The organism is Thalassospira lohafexi, from assembly GCF_002844275.1.
In the GTDB taxonomy this organism is placed as follows: Bacteria; Pseudomonadota; Alphaproteobacteria; order Rhodospirillales; family Thalassospiraceae; genus Thalassospira; species Thalassospira lohafexi.
In genome coordinates, this window is the sequence record NZ_NXGX01000002.1 from 520,848 (window position 1) to 541,013 (window position 20,166).

A 20,166-nucleotide genomic window follows, 5' to 3' on the forward strand; every position below is an offset into this window, starting at 1 on the left:
CACTGCATCGGGGCCTTTTTGATCTTAACGTATCAAGCCTTACCCCTGCGGGGTTGGTTCACCTGCGGCTTTGAACTGGATGTAGTTTGGCAGACCCATCATATCGATCAGGCGAATTTGCTGTTCGATCCAATATGCATGGTCTTCCTCGCTATCATCAAGCAGCACGGTCAGCATGTTCCGGGTCTGGAAATCGTCTTCTGCTTCGGCAACCTTGATCGCCTTTTTGAGAAGATTGATCACATGATACTCGTGTTCGAGATCATTTTTCATCATCTCGGGCACGGTTTTGCCAATCTTGATCGGCTCACGTGATGCGGTATCTGGCACACCTTCAAGGAACAAAATACGCTCGATCAAACGCTTTGCGTGTTCAAGCTCTTCGTCCTTTTCATGATGCATGCGTTCATAAAGTGCGTGCAGACCCCAATCAGCATACATTTCTGCGTGGGTATTATATTGATCGGCTGCCGACAATTCAGCTGTAAGCTGTTTGTTTAGCGCGGCGATAACCTTTTTACTGCCCTTCATGGCGTAAGCTCCTGATCTGATTAATCGCCGTCGCCCGAACGGCTCTGGATGTAATTCTGCATTCCAATGTTCTCAAGCTGCCACTGCTCGGTCTCAAGCCAATCGACATGCTCTTCCTGTGCTTCAAGGAATTTAACCAGCAGGTCGCGGGTTATAAAATCCTCGGCGGTTTCACAGGCCGTGATTGCTTCGCGTAGCAGCGGCAAGGATGCCAATTCAAACTTCATGTCGCAGGTGACGATTTCCTCAACATTCTCACCAATCATGAGTTTATTGAGGTTCTGAAGATTGGGCAGCCCTTCGAGGAACAGAATGCGCTCGATGGTATCATCGGCGCGTTTCATTTCCTGGATCGAGAGCTTGTATTCATACTCGCCCATTTCTTCGACACCCCAGTCACGGAGCATACGGGCATGCAGGAAATACTGGTTAATCGCAGTCAACTGGCTGGTCAAAATGCGATTAAGATACGTGATGATCTTGGGATCACCTTTCATCGTGGCTCTCCTGATGGTTCGGCTGACCAGATATTGGTAACCATACACCCTTGTTTCAAGGGAAAACCACGCCTTTGATTACCATTATCAATAATTTAGGCGTTTTTCCCAAAATCCGGTTTCAATCTCGGTTTAGTAAAAATCATTCGCACACTGCCACATGAGAATGCAAATCGCTTAGCGAAATTTCCAACGAATTTCGATCTTTTGGTGGTTTTGGTTCGTACGAGTCGTAACTGTTATGCAACCAAGTGATGCCGAATATAATGTCCCATTATAGCACCATCCGTTTCGTACTTGGCGATCAGCTGAGCCGATCCCTGTCGAGCCTGTCTGATGCCAATCCCGATCATGACCTGATTGTCATGGCCGAACCACGGTGCGAGGCACGCTATGTTGCGCATCATCGTCAAAAGATTGTCCTGGTCCTATCGGCCATGCGCCATTTTGCCGCCGAGTTGCGCGAACAAGGCTTCACTGTCGAATATTTTGATTACACACATCACCCAACAGACAGTTTCACCGATGCGCTGCAATTGGCGGTGTCCAAGCACGATATATCGTCCGTGATCATTACCGAACCCGGCGAATGGCGGGTCCGGCGCGAGATTGATCGATGGCCACAAGAAGCCAATGTCTCACTGACCATTCGCCCTGATGACCGTTTCTTTGCTCCGTTGTCTGCCTTTGCAGACTTTGCCGAGGGCAGAAAAGAATTGCGGATGGAATATTTCTATCGCGGCTTGCGACGTGACACCGGAATTCTGATGGAACCCGATGGTACGCCCGTCGGCGGTCAGTGGAATTTTGATCACGACAATCGCAAACGTCTGCCCGACGATGTCACGCCCCCTGCCCCAAAATCGTTTTCGCCAAACGATCTTACCCAGAAACTTCTGGCGACAGTGACCGACGATTTTCCAGACGCGATTGGTACGGTGGATACATTTGGCTGGGCGGTAACGCGACAAGATGCACTGGAAGCACTTGATCATTTCATCACCCATCGACTGCCCAAGTTTGGCGATTATCAGGATGCGATGACGGTTAAAAGTCCCACCGTTTATCATTCCCTGATCAGCCCCTATATCAATGTTGGCCTATTGTTACCCGATGAAGTCTGTCGCGCGGCCGAACGGGCCTATTATGACGGCATGGCCCCCTTAAACGCAGTTGAAGGATTTATTCGCCAAATTCTGGGCTGGCGGGAATATGTTCGCGGGCTGTATTGGTTCGTGGGGCCAGATTACGGAAAAGACAATTATTTCAAGGCAGAACGACCCCTTCCTGATTTTTTCTGGACTGGGGATGTGCCGATGAACTGCCTGCATCAGGCGATTGGTGAGACTCTTGAAAACGCCTATGGTCATCATATCCAACGCCTTATGGTCATTGGTAATTTTGCATTGCTGACTGGACTTGACCCCAAAGAGGTCTGCGACTGGTATCTTGGCGTTTACATTGATGCGTTTGAATGGGTCGAGTTGCCCAATACATTCGGCATGGCGCTTTATGCTGATGGCGGGGTCATGGCATCAAAACCCTATGCCGCCAGTGGTAAATATATCGACCGAATGTCGGATTATTGCGCTGAATGCCAGTTTTCACCGCGCAAGAACACTGGTCCGGATGCTTGTCCGTTTAATGCGCTGTATTGGCACTTCCTTGATCGTAATGCCGATAAACTTGGTAAAAACCCGCGCCTTGGCATGCCCTATCGCAACTGGGCCCGAATGAAAGATGATACGAAACGCGATCTGATCACGCAGGCTGATATTTTCCTGCGCCAGCTTGATGGCGGCAAGCTGATCAAACGTCCGGAACAACCCACCTTGTTATGAAGGGTACTTTTCGAAACATGTCAGAAATCAAAGGGAATCTGCGTATCTGACGTATCACGACCACTGGCGGGTCTGCGTTATTTGATGGTACGACTGCCGCGCTGATCAACAATTTGGCGGGCTTGATCGCGGAAGGTGTCATTCTTGCGAATGGCCCAAATTTCTGTGTGTGCACGGCGTGCAGATCGGTTTGGGCTCTTAAGTCCCCGCCCCAAACACACCTCCAGAAACACAAAAAGCCGGACAGATGTCCGGCTTTCGCATGGCATTCCCTTATTGAAAGGGCGCCTATATATCGCTGGCGTTATGCAATCGCGTCGCGAGCTGCCTTACGTGCAACGTCTCGGATCTGCCATGGGGAAATCCCGACATCATCAAGGTCGCGTTTATCAAGACCGTAAAGTTCATTCGCAACAGAGCGAGCATAGGCCCAACGGCGAACAGCAACAAAAATACTAGATAAGATCATGTTGAACCTCCTTGGGTTACTAAAAAAGAACGCGGCCTAAAGCCTGATCGTTTTGAGCTTCTGTATTTGTTGGCGCGTTCTGCTCGTCAACTTCTGCGATGCAATATGCCCAAAACTCTTTCGATCCTCAATTACCTAAGTTTGCATATCATCTATTCCAAAAATTCACAGATAGCAGCGTATCGCTGGAACTTACCGTTAAGCTTTGGACTAATAGCCATGTTTTTCGCGCGACATTGGTAACAGCCACACATGGCCAAACTACACCGCAACGCAACAATTTCGCTATTGCCTAACGATTTCTTCTCTCCCCCTAACACCATATAATCTGCATTAATTTTCCGCGCTGATGCTAGAAAGACACCCACTTCACAGTCCATATATTAGAGCTGAAACATTTACACAGCGACATCAATTTATTGAGGAAAACAAAGAGATACAGACCATGTTAGCGCTAACATTTTTTGGTAACAATTTGTTTCAATTTGCCCCTTAGACGTAATTCGTTACAGTTCTGTAAGTGCAAACATTCTGATCTGCTTGTTAAGGTCCTCCGGTCAAAATAAAAAATTCCGGGAGGAAAAAATGAACCGCACATATAAATTTTCAAAACGCCTTGCCTTACGCGCAGCGATCTGTCTGCCCGCTTTGCTCCTGAACCTAACCGCCGCACAAGCAGAACCAACAGTTGAGGTTCTGCACTACTGGACGTCCGGTGGGGAAGCCAAGGCTGCAGCGGCACTCAAAAAGGACTTTGAAGATCACGGTGGAAAATGGATCGACAGCCCGGTTGCCGGTGGTGGCGGATCCGCCGCAATGACCGTTTTGCGGTCACGGGTTCTTTCAGGAGACGCCCCAACAGCCGTACAACTTAAAAGTCCTGCCATTCAAGAATGGGCGGATCAGGGCGCATTGGCGAACCTTGATGAGGTCGCAGAAAAAGAACACTGGAACGATGTCCTGCCCAAACGATTGCAAACATTGATGCAGTATGACGGCCATTATGTTGCAGTACCGGTGAACATTCACCGGACAGACATGATCTGGGCAAATCCCAAACTTCTTGCCAGTGTCGGAGCAACGGAAGTTCCCAAATCATGGGACGAATTCAACACCGTGGCCGAAAAACTTCAGGCGAAAGGTGTCATCCCACTCGCAATTGGTGGTCAGCCCTGGCAGGAAACTATTCTTTTCGAGAACGTCGTTCTGGGAATTGGTGGCACCGACTTTTATCAAAAGGCATTGATCGACCTTGATGAAGATGCCCTGAAATCGGACACGATGAAAAAGGTGTTCGATCAAATGCGCACCCTGCGCGGTTTCGTAGACGCCGACTTTTCCGGTCGAGACTGGAACCTTGCGACGGCCATGGTGATGAATGGCAAGGCGGCCATGCAGATCATGGGGGACTGGGCCAAAGGCGAATTCCTTGCTGCTGGCAAAGAACCGGGCAAGGATTTCCTGTGTGAAGCAACACCATCAAACGATGGCTATCTGTTTAACACCGACAGCTTTGCAATGTTTGACGTTTCGGGCGACGACAAAATTGCGGGTCAGAAACTTTTGGCCGAACTGATCGTTGGCGAAAAGTTCCAAGAGACCTTTAACCTTCTCAAAGGTTCCATCCCTGCCCGCCTTGGGGTGCCGATGGACGATTTCGACGAGTGCGCCCTGCAATCGGAAAAAGACATGCAGGATTCTCAGGTGTCTGATGGGTTCTTGCCATCAGTTGGGGTCGATATGGCATTGCCTGGTGCATTGACCGGGGCGATCGTCGATACAGTCACGTCACATTTCAATTCAGACATGGCATCAGAAAGTGCTGTCGCCAAGCTGCTTGAAAATATCAACCTTGCACGCGACTAAAACAGGACGGACCCGTTGCATGTCAGCTTCAATGCGTGTGCAACGGGTCATTTCCATATTTCAGCAACACAGAATTTCCGATCTTTCATACAAAAAAAATTTGATAACTTGGTAGCTTGATAAACTTGCACCTACCCACTTCGGACAAAGGCGCACAGGTTCGAGGCCAGTCCACCAACAATTATTCCCATGCGGAACAACTGTCATTCCGATGTGGTGGATAAAAATAATCGCCTGCTGGTGTATTATCAGCATTTATCATGTTATTTTTGTAACACTTTGTTTCAGTTCGCATTCTGGAAACGCCCTGTTACAGTTTTGTGGATGCAATAGATCGCCTCTCGCAGCATGTTGTCGCTGTAATTGGTTTAAAGCCAGGGAGGAAACATATAATGTATCTGCGCAAAACCATCCTCGCCACAGGTGTGGCGTTATCAGCTCTCGCAACTGCCAGCTTTGCTCATGCCGAGCCAACCGCTGAAGTCCTGCATTGGTGGACTTCGGGCGGCGAAGCAAAAGCTGTCGCAGCTCTTAAAGAAGATTTTCAAGCCAAAGGCGGCAAATGGGTCGATAGCCCGGTCGCTGGTGGTGCTGGCGATGCAGCCATGACTGTTCTGCGTTCGCGCGTTCTGTCGGGTGATGCACCGGCTGCTGTGCAGCTTAAAGGTCCGGCGATCCAGGAATGGGCCGAAGAAGGCGCACTTGCTGATCTCAACGACGTTGCCGCAGCCGAAAATTGGGATGATGTCATTCCGGCAGCAATCCAGGACGTCATGAAGTACGAAGGCGACTATGTTGCTGTTCCGGTGAACATCCACCGCGTTGACTGGATCTGGGCAAACCCGACCCTTCTGGCGAAAGTCGGTGCTGATACGGTTCCGACCACTTGGGACGAGTTCAATGCCCTTGCTGACAAACTGCAGGCTGCTGGCATTACGCCGGTTGCCCATGGTGGTCAGCCTTGGCAGGACGCAACCATCTTTGAAACCGTTGTTCTTGGCCTTGGCGGCCCGGAATTCTATCAGGAAGCACTGGTTGATCTGGACGACGACGCACTGAATTCCGACACCATGAAAGCGGTGTTTGACCAGATGCGCAAAATCCGCGGGTATGTCGATGCTGACTTCCCGGGTCGTGACTGGAACCTTGCAACCGCAATGGTCATGAATGGCGATGCCGCCATGCAGATCATGGGTGACTGGGCCAAAGGCGAATTCCTTGCTGCTGGTAAAGTCCCGGGCAAAGACTTCCTTTGCGCACCGACCCCGTCAGAAAATGGTTACCTGTTCAACACCGACAGCTTTGCAATGTTCAACGTTTCGGGCGACGACAAAATCGCTGGTCAGAAACTGCTTGCTGAGCTGATTGTTGGTGAAAAATTCCAGGAAACCTTCAACCTTCTCAAAGGTTCGATCCCGGCACGTCTTGGCGTTCCGATGGACAAGTTTGATGATTGTGCGAAAAAATCCGAAGCTGACCTCAAGTCTGCTCAGGATGCTGGCGGCTTCCTGCCGTCGATGGCACATGGCATGGCGCTTCGCGGTCACCTTTCGGGTGCCATCGTTGACGTCGTGACAGCACATTTCAACTCCGACATGACGTCTGACGAAGCTGTCTCACGTCTTGTCGAAGCTGTTGAATTGGCCAAAGACTAATCTCATCTGATCAGAACAGTATTTCTGTCTGAATAGCGCGCAGGCTCCGGTTTTCCGGGGCCTGCTTCCCACTACTTTAACTTTTGAGGCAAAGGGTATGGGGGCTTCTCAAAGCACCGAAAGCAACCTGGCGGCCAGCATCCAACGTCATCTTTCCAAGATCGTGGTTGCACCGTCCTTTGCTGCGTCCCTGTTTTTCGTTTACGGGTTTATCCTGTGGACCGGCTATATGGCGTTTTCCAAGTCGCGCATGCTTCCCGTTTGGGATTGGGCAGGCTTGCGGCAATACGAACGTCTGTGGCAGATGGAACGCTGGCATGTTGCCATTGAAAACCTGTTTATATTTGGCGGTCTGTTTATTGTGACCTGCCTGTTTATCGGGTGCCTTTTGGCAGTTCTTCTCGATCAGCGTATTCGCGCCGAAGGCGCTCTTCGCACGATCTTTCTCTATCCGATGGCCCTGTCGTTCATTGTGACGGGTACTGTCTGGAAATGGCTACTTAATCCGGGCCTTGGTCTTGAAAGCATGATGCATAACCTTGGCTGGGAGAGCTTCAAGTTCGACTGGCTGGTAAATTCAGACATGGCGATTTACACCGTTGTAATTGCAGCCGTCTGGCAAGCATCGGGCTTTGTCATGGCAATGTTCCTTGCGGCATTGCGCGGCGTTGATCAAGACATCATTCGCGCAGCCTACATGGACGGTGCCAGCCTGCCCCGCATCTATTTCGGCATTATCATTCCGTCAATTCGCCCGGTCTTCCTGAGCGCGATTGTCGTTCTGGCCCATCTGGCCGTCAAAAGCTTTGATTTGGTCATCGCCCTTACCGGTGGCGGCCCGGGCTATTCATCCGATCTTCCGGCAACCTTCATGTACACCATGGCATTCCAGCGCAACCAGCTTGGTATTGGCGCGGCCAGTGCGATGATGATGTTGGCAACCGTTATGGCGATCATTGTGCCGTACCTGTATTCCGAACTGCGCGGAGGCAAGAAAAATGGCTGATATTCAGACCTATAGCCAAGACGCAGGCTGGAAAAACGTCGTACTGCGCGGGTTGCTGTATCTCGTTTTGATCCTGTTTGCGATCTACTACCTCTTCCCGCTGATTGTCATGATTTCAACTTCATTGAAGTCGCTTGACGAAATTCGCGAAGGCTCCCTGATTTCACTTCCGCGTGTCATCACATTTGATGCCTGGAACTATGCCTGGAACGAGGCATGTGTCGGCGTGGAATGTACGGGTATCAAAATCTATTTCTGGAACTCGGTCAAAATGGCGGTTCCCGCTGTTCTGATTTCGACCTTCCTTGGTGCGATCAATGGCTATGCGCTGACCAAATTCCGGTTCAAGGGTGCGAACATCGTCTTTGCCCTTCTGCTGTTTGGCTGCTTCATTCCGTTTCAGGTCGTTCTGCTGCCAATGTCGCAGGTTCTTGGCAAGCTTGGTCTTGCCAGTTCGACCCCGGGCCTTGTGTTGGTCCACGTCGTTTACGGCCTGTGCTTTACCACCCTGTTCTTCCGGAACTACTATGTTTCGATCCCCGACGAACTGGTTAAAGCAGCCACCATTGATGGTGCGGGTTTCTTCACCATTTTCTGGCGTATCATTCTGCCGATCTCGACCCCGATCATCGTGGTTTCGGTCATCTGGCAGTTCACCCAGATCTGGAATGACTTCCTGTTTGGTGCCTCATTCGCCTCTGGCGCAAACGCACCAATGACTGTCGCACTCAACAATATCGTCAACACCACTACCGGCGTAAAGCAATACAACGTTGATATGGCCGCAGCCCTGCTGACGGGTCTTCCGACGTTGCTGGTTTATGTTCTGGCAGGCAAATACTTCGTCCGCGGCCTGACCGCTGGTTCGGTGAAGGGATAAGCAAATGGCATCACTCACCCTCGATAAAGTTCGCAAGGCATTTGGCCCTGTTGAAGTTCTCAAGGAAATCAACCTGTCGATTGACGATGGCGAGTTTCTCGTCCTTGTCGGTCCATCAGGTTGCGGTAAATCGACCCTTCTGAACCTGATTGCAGGTCTGGAAACGTCCACGGACGGGGAAATCCGCATTGGTGATCGCGTCATTAACGACGTGCATCCCAAAGACCGTAACATCGCCATGGTGTTTCAGTCTTATGCACTCTATCCGAATATGACGGTGCGTAAGAACATCACCTTTGGTCTGGAAATCCGTGGCGTCTCAAACGCGGAACGTGACAAGGCAGTTGCCGATGTCGCGAAACTTCTGCAGATCGAACCGCTTTTGGATCGCAAACCAGCCCAGCTTTCAGGTGGTCAGCGCCAGCGCGTTGCCATGGGTCGCGCACTTGTGCGCGATCCGGACATCTTCTTATTCGATGAGCCGCTGTCAAACCTTGATGCCAAGCTGCGCGTCGACATGCGTACCGAGATCAAGAAACTGCATCAGCGTCTTGGATCGACCATTGTCTATGTGACGCACGATCAAATCGAAGCCATGACCCTCGCATCGCGGATCGCTGTCATGAAGGGCGGCATCCTGCAGCAGTTTGATACCCCGCAGAACATCTATGAGCGCCCGAACAACATGTTTGTTGCTGGCTTCATCGGCTCACCGTCGATGAACTTCATGGATGCGACCCTGCGCGATGAAAACGGCACGCTTTCGGTTCATATTGACCGCGAAGGCAGCCCGATCAGTCTTCCGCTGTTTGAAGCACCGGAAAGCTACCGCGCATATGCTGGCAAGAAGGTTGTCTTTGGCATCCGTCCTGAGGCGCTTACGCACAAACGTAGTAGCTCAGACTCTGCCGACAGCCAGTACGTCAATTTCGATAGCAAAGTCGAAGTGATCGAACCGACAGGTGCCGACACCATGACTGTGATTGAAATTGCCGGCAAAGAAATCGTCGCACGTGTCCGGCCAGACCGGGCACCGACACCGGGCGAGAGCATGACGTTCTCGGCCGACATGTCTCAGATCAGTCTGTTTGACCCGGATTCCGAGTTGCGGATCTGATCTGACTGGCGGGTGGTTCTGGGGGCCACCCGCCATTCTTCTTTTTGGCGTATGCCCAAATCGAAGGCGGCGTCAGAACATGCATCAAATGGCAGGTTCACGTAGATTGTAAACGGTCCCGATGTGGGCCGTTTTTTTTTGTTACCGCATTCAACAGATCACGGATTGACCGTAACCCGACGGGGCAGCGATATAATCACCTCAAGCCCCCTGCCCGGCATGTTGCGCAACGCAATATGGCCATCATGGGCATCAACCACGGTTTTGACAATCGACAGTCCAAGGCCACTGCCGCCTGTCTTTCGCGCGCGTGATCCTTCAACCCGATAGAACGGTAAAAACACCTTATCCTGATGCTCATCGGGAATACCCGGGCCTTCATCACGGATCGTGACCAAAACCGTGTCGGCTGTTGCTTCAAGACTGACTTTTGCCCGATGACCGTATTTCAGGGCGTTTTCAATCAGGTTGGTAAAGGCACGTTTGAGAGTACCCGGTCGACAGGACAAACGAATGCTGCGTTTGCCGTCGAAGGAATGTGGTTCATCCCCGCCGCCAAACACCGTATGGACGGAACTGAATTGCAATGGTTGGGGGCCATCAAAGGACACAGGGCGACCAAGATCGGCGTAATCGTCACAGATCGCCTCAAGAACAGACACGAAATCAACGGTGCGTTCTTCTTCCTTCTGAATCCAGTCGCCCAGAAAGTCGAGCGCATCGTTTAAAAGGCTGTCCATTTCATCAAGGTCGCGCAGGACCGTTTCGCGCAACTCATCATTTTCAATGAATTCAGCACGTAGACGCAACCGCGTGCTGGGTGTGCGCAAGTCATGCGAAATCGCCGCCAGCATCCGGGTTCGGTCGCCAAGCATGCGCGATATCCGTTCGCGCAAATCGTTATAGGCTGCTGCCATCGACCGGGCTTCGGTCGGGCCACGTTCTTCGACTGGCGGATTATCGACTTCATCTCCGTGATTGATGATGGCACGTGTCAGGTTCTTGAACGGTCCAGCCAGTAAATCGGCAAGGGCTGCAAACACCGCCAAAACGGCGGCGACCCCCATCAAAAACATCAAGAAAACAAGCGACGGCGACGAATAGTTTGCCCAAAGTTCATCATGGCTCACCAGAAACCGTTTGCCAGATGGCATCATGATTTCGACCTGGGCTTCCAGACCAAGCCGTGCAATTTCGCGCGACAGCTCGGCGAGAAACAGGCTGGGATTTTCGGTGGCCTCGATGACGGCGCGCTGTTCAGCACTGAGCCGCCCACGCAGAAAATGAACCTTTACCGAAATCGGCCACCCGGTGTTGGCCAACCTGACCGGAAGGGCAATGTGCTGTGCCGGGCGTGAGAACAAAAGCAACGTCCCCAGATCATCGGGTGGTAATATCCGCAGTACCATGCCATCGCGCGCCGCGATATCAACGATATTGGACTCAAATTCGGGATTTTCGGCAATACGAAGCAATTCGCGGATGGTGAAGCCCAGTGTATAAGCCCGGCCGATCCGCTCGTTGCGTTCAATGACATAGAGGGATGCCATGGTACTGAGAATGGCGATGATCACGCCCCCCAGCATCATGAGCATAAAGATGCGCCCGCCAAGGGTACGCGGTTTATAGCGGCGAAGATGGTTGCTAAATTCCGCGAACATACCGCCCATCAACCGACCCTAAAGCGTTTGCGTATCTGCGCAGAACTGATAACCGATACCGCGCACGGTCTTGATCAGTTTGGGGTTTTTGGCATCTTTTTCGATTTTGCGGCGCAGGCGGCTGATCTGGATATCGATGCTGCGATCAAACGGCAGCGAGCTTTGCCCGCGCACGATATCAACCAGTTGTTCACGCGAAAGCGCACGCTTGTTGTTTTTGACCAATGCCAGCAACAGCGAAAATTCACCGGTCGAAAGGTGAACCGCCACGCGGTCGGCATCAAGCAATTCGCGTGACCCAATATCAAGGGTCCATTCGCCAAAAATGATCCGTTTGGTTGGCGCGACTTCATTATCAACCGGCCCCGCAGTACCGGTTTCAAACCGGCGGAACACGGCACGAATACGTGCCAGCAATTCGCGTGGATTGAACGGCTTGGTCAGATAGTCATCCGCACCAAGTTCCAACCCAAGAATACGGTCCGTATCCTCACCCACCGCCGTCAGCATAACAATCGGCACCTTGGATGTACGACGCACGTCACGGCACAATGCAAAGCCGTCTTCACCTGGCAACATGATATCAAGGATCACCAGATCGATTTTCCAGTCGCGTAAAGCCCTGTGCATCTCATTACCATCAGACACCGTGGTGATCCGAAAGCCATGTTGCAGCAGGAATTTTTTCAAAAGCTTCTGGATTTCCTGATCGTCATCGACAACCAGAATATGAGGTTCACGTCGCGTAGTCAGAGTCCCCACCTCCCTATGGTAGACAGGCCCGTTTGAGCCTTGGGCGGAGTTTAGTCGATAATGCCAACGGTTTGAACCATTTTACCAATTGTCGCTGATAAAAGAAAAAGCCGGGTGTTTCCCGGCTTTCCCCAATGCGTTTCAACGCCTTCACATCCTGCAATGTGATGGACTATTTCAGGTCATAAACCTTCGTGCTGCCCGATACTTCAGACGCAACAATAAGCATCGCATTGCCGGTCGGGCTGTCTGTGGCCGCGACAAACTGGAAGCCCTCCGGTGCGAGTTCACCAGCAGTGTCGGCTTCCGGACTTCCCGAAAAACGACGGTCACTGTGATAGGTGACAAATTGCGGGTTGGTCGGGTTTGTCAGGTCATAAACCATAAAGCCACCCTGACGTTCCAGACCGATAAAGGCATACGGCGTGCCGTTGACATAGCCCGATGCGATGCCTTCGGGTTCTGGCCCCTTGTCATCAGAACGGTTGTCGCGGCTGTAATTTTCGGTATCCGATGCGTTAAATACATTGGCGTAATTTGCTGCCAAGTACTGCTCAAACGCATCACCACTGTCAAAGACCATTTGGCCATCGGCATCAAGGACCGAGAACGACCGCGCCCCATAGCTGTAAATCACATCGACGTCACCATCGCCATCGGTGTCGCCTTGTGCAGTTGTTGTTTTCAACCGGCCCAGATTTTCATCTTTCTGAAGGCTGCTTGCATTCGGGAAGGCAACCGGATCAAGGGTCAGCTTACCGACACGCGTTTCTTCGCTGTACCCGTCGTAATCACGTGAATCGCCCTCGTTGGCGATCAGAACCCAGGTCTTGCCATCAATCTCAATCGCATCAATGGTGTCTGGCATATACATGCCCATGACCGGCCATGGGCGGATGTTGATTTTTTCATCCTTGTCGCTGGCATCAAACGCATGCACCGAATGATCCTTGAAACCAAGCCCGGCAACGCGTTTTACGCTGGCTGTTTCAATATCAATGATCGCAACTGCATTGTTTTCCTGAAGCGAGACATAGGCGGTTTTACTGTCTTTGCTAACCGCAATATATTCCGGCTCGACATCCTGCGCGACGCTGGAGGTGCCGGGGCTTGATGTCCGCATGCCATATGGCAGGTCGGCATTATTGAGGAACGTAAAATCAACTGTGCGCACATCGGAATCGCTCAGCCCATCAACACCGCCTGACAGTGAAATGATCGAAACACTGCCTTCCGGGTCGTTGGTAAACGCATCGTTCGGCTCACCTTCATTGGCAACCAAAACATGTTTACCATCCGGGCTGAATTTGATCATGTCGGGCAATGCCCCGACCGTAACAGCCGAGATGAAGTCGCCATCAGTATTGAAAAACACAGCCTGTCCGGAGGCCTGCTTGTCGGCATTTTCAACCGCAACCGCGACAACCCCATTCATGATCGCAACGCTGTTGGCACCCTTGCCCCACGCCGAAAGTGTTATAGCACCGACCTTGATCAGTTCATCCGGGTTCGACATGTCAAGAATATCAATCGCCTTGTCGGCACCATTGACCACGAAAATACGCTTTGTTTCCGGGTCGAAGGCCGGAATTTCAGCCGCACTTTCGTCAAGTATTCCTGTCCGATATTCGCCCATCGGGACAATCGTGAGTGGATGTGCACCAACATTGGTGTTCTCATCGGCCATCATGACACTGTTACTGGCGGTCCCGGCACAGGCACTCAATAGTACGGAAACGGCGGCAGTTGCCAGAAGTGAAGAACGCATAATTCCCCCTTGGTAAATGGTTCATCAAAACAGACAACCTGCGGATTTGATGTAACGGTTTGATGACCAAATGGTGACCATTTCATAAATATCTTTCGGCAATGACTGCTCCAATCGGCGTGCGAAGCCGTAACAATAGTCAAACCGTCGCGTTGTCAGGACCCAAGCCAGACAGGATTGCCTTCATGCCACAGATTAACATCGCCGTTATAGGTGCGGGAATGGCCGGTCTAAAAGCCGCCAGCACGCTGTATAATATTGGAATGAACGTCACCGTCTTTGAAAAAAGCCGTGGTCTTGGCGGCCGTCTGGCATCCCGGCGCACCGATTTTGGTCATTTCAATCATGGTGCTCAATATGTGACTGCCCGAAATCCCGGATTTGATGCATTCCTGCGTCAGGCAACCGATCATAAATCCGCGCGAAACTGGCGCCCGAACCTTCATCGCGGCGACATAGAAAGTGGATCGATATACCCTACCAAAGAGACATCACAAAACCCCGACACCATATCGCAACTTGATCAAACAGCTCAGACCAGCACGGTCGGTAACCTTGCGGTTGATTGCTGGTTTCAAGGCGCACCGCAGATGAATAAGCTGATCCATCCGCTGGTGGATGAATTTGGCATCAAAAAACAGCATCGCATCATCGCGATTGAGCCATCCGGCCCGCGCCAGTTCATATTGCATGATGATCTTGATGGCGCATTTGGGCCATTTGACGGAGTGATTGTCTCCGCACCCGCACCACAAACTGCGGATATTTTACGCCCGCTCAGCCCCCGTTTTGATCCGATTGGTGATGTGGTGATGGCACCCTGCTGGGCGGTAATGGTGGCATTTGAAAAGCCGCTGCCGACGGCCTTTGATGCCATGCTCTATCCGTCTCCGGAAATTAGCTGGGCGGCGCGCAGCACACAAAACGAAGGCGTCTTTCATACCCGCACCCCCGACCCATGGGTTTTGCACGCAACACCACAATGGTCGCGCGACCATCTCGAAGAAGACAAAGACCGGGTGATTGAAAAGCTTCTATCGGCCCTTCGCGCCGCAAGTGGTGTCAAACTGCCCGAACTGCATAGCATCGCCGCCCATCGCTGGCGCTATGCTCGTACGGAAGTGCCCCTTGGCAAAAGCTATTTAAACGGTATGAATGGTCGGGTGATTGCCGCAGGTGACTGGTGCCTTGGCGCGCGGGTCGAAGCCGCATGGCGCAGCGGCCAAACCGCCGCGCACGCCATGATGGAAACCCTGATAGGGTAGCGCTAACAACAGAACGTACCAACATGCCGCGTAACGCAAACGGACAACGCCCTTCAAAGGCCGACTTGCCACAAAAGACCTGCCCGGCCTGCAATCGACCATTTTCATGGCGGCGTAAATGGAAGGATTGCTGGGATACTGTGCGATATTGTTCGGAGAGATGCCGCAACCAGCGTTCACAAAAAGAGCGATGTTAGTCAAAGCCAACGTCGATCTTTTCACGCATTAAATGCACGCGATGACCGCCCCCGGCAGTCAGCTACGTAACGATTGCAATTGCTTGACAAGCCCCGCAGTCGAGGCATCACGTGATGCAGCACTTTCAGTGCCCTGCACCATTGGAAGCAGTTCCTTGGCCAATTGTTTGCCAAGTTCAACACCCCACTGGTCATAGGAATTCACATTCCAGATGATGCCCTGAACAAAGATTTTATGTTCATACATCGCCACCAAACGGCCCAGCGTAAACGGGTCAAGCTGCTTATAGAGGATCATCGTGCTGGGCTTGTTACCGGCAAAAACTTTTTGCGGGGCAAGCACATCGATTTCAGCCGGGGTCAAATCACCACCAGCAAGCTCGTCACGAACTTCTGCTTCGGTCTTACCGCGCATCAGGGCTTCGGCCTGTGCAAAGCAATTGGCAACCAGCTTGTCATGATGGTTTGACAACGGATGCAGCGCCTTAGCCGCGACAATGAAGTCCACCGGGATCAGTTCGGTTCCCTGATGGATCAGCTGATAAAACGCATGCTGGCCATTGGTGCCGGGCTCCCCCCAGATGATCGGGCCGGTTTCATAGGCAATTGGCTGACCATCACGGGTCACTGATTTACCGTTACTTTCCATATCGGCCTGCTGCAAATAGGCAGGCAACCGCGAAAGATGCTGATCATATGGCAGGATGGCCTGGCTCGATGCGCCCAACACATTGCGATACCACACCCCAATCAGGGCAAGGGTCACAGGAATGTTGGCGTCAAGCGGTGCCGTCTTGAAATGAGTATCCATCGCCTGGGCACCGCGCAGCAATTCTTCGAACTTGTCATAGCCGACCGCGAGAATAATCGGCAGGCCAATCGCCGACCACAGGCTATAGCGCCCACCAACCCAGTCCCAAAAACCAAACGCATTATCGGTATCAATCCCGAATGCCGCTACCTTTTCAAGCGCAGTTGAAACAGCGACGAAATGCTTGGCGACGGCATTTTCGTCGCCCAATGCCTTAATCAGCCAATCGCGCGCCGAATAAGCATTGGTCAAGGTTTCATCGGTGGTGAAGGTTTTGGATGCGATGATGAAAAGCGTTGTTTGCGCATCAAGGTGTTTCAGCGTATCGACAATATGCGCACCATCCACGTTCGACACAAAATGGCACCGGATGCCGTCAACATGATACGGGCGCAGCGCCTCATTAACCATCACCGGACCAAGGTCCGATCCACCAATGCCGATATTGACGACATCGGTAATTTTTTTGCCCGTATGGCCCTTCCACGCACCCGAATGAACCCGCGCGGCAAAGGCTTTGAGCCGGCTAAGAACGTCCTTGATCGCGGGCATGACATCTTCGCCGTCAACCTCGATCGAACCGCCATCAAGATTGCGAAGGGCCGTATGAAGAACAGCACGGTTTTCGGTGACATTGATCCGGTCCCCGGCAAACATCCGGTCGCGCCAACCTTCGACATTGGCCGTCATCGCGAGTTCGCGCAGGGCGACCATGACGTCATCGCTGATCAGGTTTTTCGAATAATCAACAAACAGGTCATCCAGTGACACGTTAAAGCGATCAAACCGTTTGGGATCGTCGGCGAACGCCTGACGCAGGTTCAATTTTTCGGAAACATCCGCACCAAGGCGATCAAGTTTTTCCCAGCTATCGGTCATTTTATCTGCGGACATACCACCCTCGGCCAATTCAAATCATTTCACACACAATCAACATGCCAGGCAGCCTAGCACGGTGATCACACTGTTTGTGGGACAGTTTGCGTAAAGAGTGTGGCGGTGATGGGGCTGCCGCCACGCTTACACGGTATTCCTAAATCCTCAACGCGCGGAAAGAAAGGCTTCGACTTCTTTCTCGGTCGGAAGCGCGTTGATCGCACCGCGTTTGGTGGCTGTAATCGCGCCCACCGCATTGGCAAAGGCGCATGCGGCGCGCAGCTTTTCTTCTGATCCCAGCAAAGCCGGGTCTTTTAAAAGTCGCGACAGGAAACCCGCCGTGCAGCCATCCCCTGCCCCAGTCGCATCAACAGCCGTGATTTTATAAGACGGGACAAAACCATCAAATTCCGGGGTGATAAAGCGCGACCCTTTGGGACCATAGGTCACAACCAAGGCCCGCCATCCGTCACACCACAAATCCTTGATGCCGTCTTCAAGGTCATCCTTGCCCGATACAAACAGGATTTCCTCATCCGACATTTTGACAATGTCGGCCTGACTGATCGCCAGACGCAGGATTTCCTGCGCTTTCTCTTCGCTTGGCCATAGAGGCAAACGAAGGTTGGGATCACAGGAAATAATCGCACCGTTTTCGCGCGCGATCTTGATTGCTTCAAGCGTGGCTGCACGCGGATCATCATCAATCATACACAGCGTTCCGTAATGGAACAGATCGGTCGATTTCAGCATATCCTGATCAAGATCAGCCGGTGACAGCAGCATATCGGCCGACGGGCTGCGATAGAACGAAAATTCACGTTCCCCATCAGCGCGCAACGACACAAAAGCAAGCCCGGTCAGGGCTTCCTTGGTCAGGACGATACCGGATGTATCAACATCGGCACTTTTAAGCGTATCAACCAGAAAATGACCAAAGGCATCATCGCCCAATTTGCCAATAAAGCCGGTTTCAATACCCAGACGTTGCAATCCCACAGCCGCATTCCCCGGCGCGCCCCCCGCAGCCTTGGCAAAAGCAGGCGCATCGGCAAGGCCGGTTCCCGTCACAGTCGGCACAAAATCGATCAGAAGTTCCCCAAGGCAAACAGCTTTTGCCGTCATTACGTTTCTCCGTTTTTATCACCCGGATCATGGATCGGGATCATATCATTTGCTGTGGGACGCACCGCTTTTAAATCGATTCAATTCATCACGCAAAGGAATTAGGCCGTTTCTTTCGAAACGACCTGTTTTCCGATCTTCGAACTATGACCGCGCGGCACTCAGACCGCCCACCCCTGATCCACTTCACGTCCACGATCAAGGGACCGCATCCACTCATCAAAACTGGCATCGCGATCAAGCTGTGCGCGGTAATGGCGATGCAACGCCGCAACCAACCGGCCATCACGGCCCAGTAAATCATCGGCATAGCCAATCATGCGTGAATTTGGCCACGCAATCGGACGAATGGTCCGAAGCTCGTTAAACAGACTATCTTCGTCAAGGTCAGGCTGCGCTTGTGCCATCAATGTCAGCATTGCCGCAGTCGAACGTGACACCCCCATATGGCAATGAACAAGCAAATGCCCGTTTGACCGCTGATCCACCGTATTTTTCAGTGCTTCACCAAAACGCAGCACCTCTTCGACAATGTCGGGGCTCGGCGCAATCATGTCGGCTTTATCATCAATAATGTCATGAAACCGCAGCAAGGTCCGTTCATGCGGGCTGTAATGCGTAAAAACATCGGGATCATCCCGATCAGGATCAATCATGGACAACACATGTGAAACAGCACTGCTGCGATGGGTTGGCAGCTCATCAATGCCGCAAATTGTCAGCATGGAAATGGAAATCTGTTTCATGTCGTCCTCCTAAGTGATGTTTTCACGACATAAGAGCACAGCAATCTAAAAAAACAAGGGCCGGACTCATGAAATAAGCCCGGCCCAATGCGTTAAACACTTATGTCGCAATGCTTATTTCGAACGGTTAACCGCATGAATGTTTAGCATTTCCCATGCCATTGTCGCCCCGGCAAGCGATGTGATGTCAGAAACATCATACGGCGGGGAAACTTCAACAACGTCGCTGCCGATCAGATCAATGTGTCCGGCAAGGCCACGCAGGATTGAAACGGCCTGATGGGTGGTCATCCCGCCCAGAACAGGTGTTCCCGTCCCCGGTGCATAGCACGGGTCCAGACCATCGATATCAAAGGTGATATAGGCCGGACGATTGCCAACCGTTTCCTTGATTTTCGCGACAATGGCGTCAATCGACATGTTCTGAACATCCGGGCCATACAGTATGTTAAACCCATGCGCCGACTCATTGTGGGTGCGAATACCGACCTGAATGGATTTTGATGGATCGACAATGCCCTTCTGGGCGGCGTGCCAGAACATGGTGCCATGATCAATCCGGTCGCCGTCATCTTCCCAAGTATCGGAATGGGCATCAAACTGGATCAGCGAAATACCATCGCCGTATTTCTCGGCATGGGCCTTTAACACCGGATAGGTGATGAAATGGTCGCCACCAATCGTCAGCATCTTGGATCCTGACTGCACGATATCGCGCGCATGATCTTCGATCATATCGGGCAGCTTTTCTGGATGACCCGGATCAATGACCATATCGCCGTAATCAATCACCGACAGTTCGGCAAAAATATCACGACCTGATGGGAAGTGCGGCGCCCATGCCAGATTGGCCGAGGCACGGCGCACACCTTGCGGGCCAAGTCGCGTGCCCGGTCGGCTTGATGTCGCCAGATCATAGGGAATGCCCGTTACCGCCACATCAATGCCGGTAAGATCGCGGGAATATTTGCGACGCATGAACGACAGTGCGCCGGAATACATCGGCTCGCTGGTGTTCTGATGCACGGATTTCGCCGTAAAGGCGTTATCGCCGCCTTTGGAATCAATGACCCCGGTGCTGCTCATTTTTCATCCCTTATCT

18 protein-coding genes are annotated in these 20,166 nt (G+C 52.0%); 8 read left to right on the forward strand and 10 right to left on the reverse strand.

Features of this window, described 5'->3' with window-relative positions:
* Positions 1 to 39: 39 nt before the first annotated feature.
* Positions 40 to 531: a bacterioferritin gene (gene bfr, locus COO92_RS06225; protein ID WP_022732415.1), complete on the reverse strand. Its 492-nt coding sequence runs from the start codon at positions 529 to 531 to the stop codon at positions 40 to 42.
* A 20-nt stretch (positions 532 to 551) separates the two neighbouring features.
* On the reverse strand, positions 552 to 1,028 hold the full coding sequence (gene bfr / locus COO92_RS06230; RefSeq protein WP_101300667.1) for a bacterioferritin: 477 nt from the start codon (positions 1,026 to 1,028) through the stop codon (positions 552 to 554).
* Positions 1,029 to 1,294: 266 nt separating this feature from the next.
* Between bfr (COO92_RS06230) and COO92_RS06235 the strand changes: the two genes are divergently transcribed.
* Positions 1,295 to 2,869, forward strand: a complete 1,575-nt coding sequence (locus COO92_RS06235) for a cryptochrome/photolyase family protein (RefSeq protein WP_101300966.1) — start codon at positions 1,295 to 1,297, stop codon at positions 2,867 to 2,869.
* 304 nt (positions 2,870 to 3,173) lie between these two features.
* Here the strand turns inward: COO92_RS06235 and COO92_RS06245 are convergent, their stop codons facing one another.
* Complete coding sequence (locus tag COO92_RS06245) at positions 3,174 to 3,338, reverse strand: DUF1127 domain-containing protein (RefSeq protein WP_022732417.1); 165 nt, start codon at positions 3,336 to 3,338, stop codon at positions 3,174 to 3,176.
* A gap of 585 nt (positions 3,339 to 3,923) precedes the next feature.
* Between COO92_RS06245 and COO92_RS06250 the strand changes: the two genes are divergently transcribed.
* The 5 genes from COO92_RS06250 to COO92_RS06270 all read left to right on the forward strand — a co-directional run bounded on the left by COO92_RS06250 (position 3,924) and on the right by COO92_RS06270 (position 9,862).
* A complete protein-coding gene (locus COO92_RS06250) occupies positions 3,924 to 5,204 on the forward strand; it encodes an ABC transporter substrate-binding protein (protein ID WP_101300671.1) in 1,281 nt (426 codons plus the stop codon).
* Positions 5,205 to 5,596: 392 nt separating this feature from the next.
* Complete coding sequence (locus COO92_RS06255; RefSeq protein WP_101300673.1) at positions 5,597 to 6,859, forward strand: ABC transporter substrate-binding protein; 1,263 nt, start codon at positions 5,597 to 5,599, stop codon at positions 6,857 to 6,859.
* Between the two features lie 97 nt (positions 6,860 to 6,956).
* On the forward strand, positions 6,957 to 7,865 hold the full coding sequence (locus COO92_RS06260) for a carbohydrate ABC transporter permease (protein ID WP_022732420.1): 909 nt from the start codon (positions 6,957 to 6,959) through the stop codon (positions 7,863 to 7,865).
* A complete protein-coding gene (locus COO92_RS06265) occupies positions 7,858 to 8,745 on the forward strand; it encodes a carbohydrate ABC transporter permease (RefSeq protein ID WP_022732421.1) in 888 nt (295 codons plus the stop codon). The genes COO92_RS06260 and COO92_RS06265 overlap by 8 nt, the downstream gene beginning before the upstream one ends.
* A gap of 4 nt (positions 8,746 to 8,749) precedes the next feature.
* Positions 8,750 to 9,862, forward strand: a complete 1,113-nt coding sequence (locus COO92_RS06270) for an ABC transporter ATP-binding protein (protein WP_022732422.1) — start codon at positions 8,750 to 8,752, stop codon at positions 9,860 to 9,862.
* Between the two features lie 158 nt (positions 9,863 to 10,020).
* On the opposite strand, the gene COO92_RS06275 is transcribed toward COO92_RS06270, so the two are convergent.
* The 3 genes from COO92_RS06275 to COO92_RS06285 all read right to left on the reverse strand — a co-directional run bounded on the left by COO92_RS06275 (position 10,021) and on the right by COO92_RS06285 (position 14,044).
* Positions 10,021 to 11,532 carry a sensor histidine kinase gene (locus tag COO92_RS06275; RefSeq protein WP_101300675.1) on the reverse strand — a complete coding sequence of 504 codons (1,512 nt, stop codon included), beginning with the start codon at positions 11,530 to 11,532 and terminating at the stop codon, positions 10,021 to 10,023.
* Between the two features lie 9 nt (positions 11,533 to 11,541).
* On the reverse strand, positions 11,542 to 12,285 hold the full coding sequence (locus tag COO92_RS06280) for a response regulator (protein ID WP_028791561.1): 744 nt from the start codon (positions 12,283 to 12,285) through the stop codon (positions 11,542 to 11,544).
* A gap of 163 nt (positions 12,286 to 12,448) precedes the next feature.
* Complete coding sequence (locus tag COO92_RS06285) at positions 12,449 to 14,044, reverse strand: choice-of-anchor I family protein (RefSeq protein WP_101300677.1); 1,596 nt, start codon at positions 14,042 to 14,044, stop codon at positions 12,449 to 12,451.
* Between the two features lie 185 nt (positions 14,045 to 14,229).
* Between COO92_RS06285 and COO92_RS06290 the strand changes: the two genes are divergently transcribed.
* Together COO92_RS06290 and COO92_RS06295 are read left to right on the forward strand one after the other, a co-directional pair.
* On the forward strand, positions 14,230 to 15,309 hold the full coding sequence (locus tag COO92_RS06290; RefSeq protein WP_101300679.1) for an NAD(P)/FAD-dependent oxidoreductase: 1,080 nt from the start codon (positions 14,230 to 14,232) through the stop codon (positions 15,307 to 15,309).
* A gap of 23 nt (positions 15,310 to 15,332) precedes the next feature.
* Complete coding sequence (locus tag COO92_RS06295; protein ID WP_101300681.1) at positions 15,333 to 15,506, forward strand: DUF2256 domain-containing protein; 174 nt, start codon at positions 15,333 to 15,335, stop codon at positions 15,504 to 15,506.
* A 58-nt stretch (positions 15,507 to 15,564) separates the two neighbouring features.
* On the opposite strand, the gene pgi is transcribed toward COO92_RS06295, so the two are convergent.
* The 4 genes from pgi to speB all read right to left on the reverse strand — a co-directional run bounded on the left by pgi (position 15,565) and on the right by speB (position 20,150).
* Positions 15,565 to 17,211, reverse strand: a complete 1,647-nt coding sequence (gene pgi, locus COO92_RS06300; RefSeq protein WP_101300682.1) for a glucose-6-phosphate isomerase — start codon at positions 17,209 to 17,211, stop codon at positions 15,565 to 15,567.
* 147 nt (positions 17,212 to 17,358) lie between these two features.
* On the reverse strand, positions 17,359 to 18,318 hold the full coding sequence (locus COO92_RS06305; RefSeq protein WP_101300684.1) for a PfkB family carbohydrate kinase: 960 nt from the start codon (positions 18,316 to 18,318) through the stop codon (positions 17,359 to 17,361).
* Between the two features lie 161 nt (positions 18,319 to 18,479).
* Positions 18,480 to 19,064 carry a tyrosine phosphatase family protein gene (locus COO92_RS06310; RefSeq protein WP_101300686.1) on the reverse strand — a complete coding sequence of 195 codons (585 nt, stop codon included), beginning with the start codon at positions 19,062 to 19,064 and terminating at the stop codon, positions 18,480 to 18,482.
* Between the two features lie 114 nt (positions 19,065 to 19,178).
* A complete protein-coding gene (gene speB / locus COO92_RS06315; protein WP_101300687.1) occupies positions 19,179 to 20,150 on the reverse strand; it encodes an agmatinase in 972 nt (323 codons plus the stop codon).
* Positions 20,151 to 20,166: the final 16 nt, after the last annotated feature.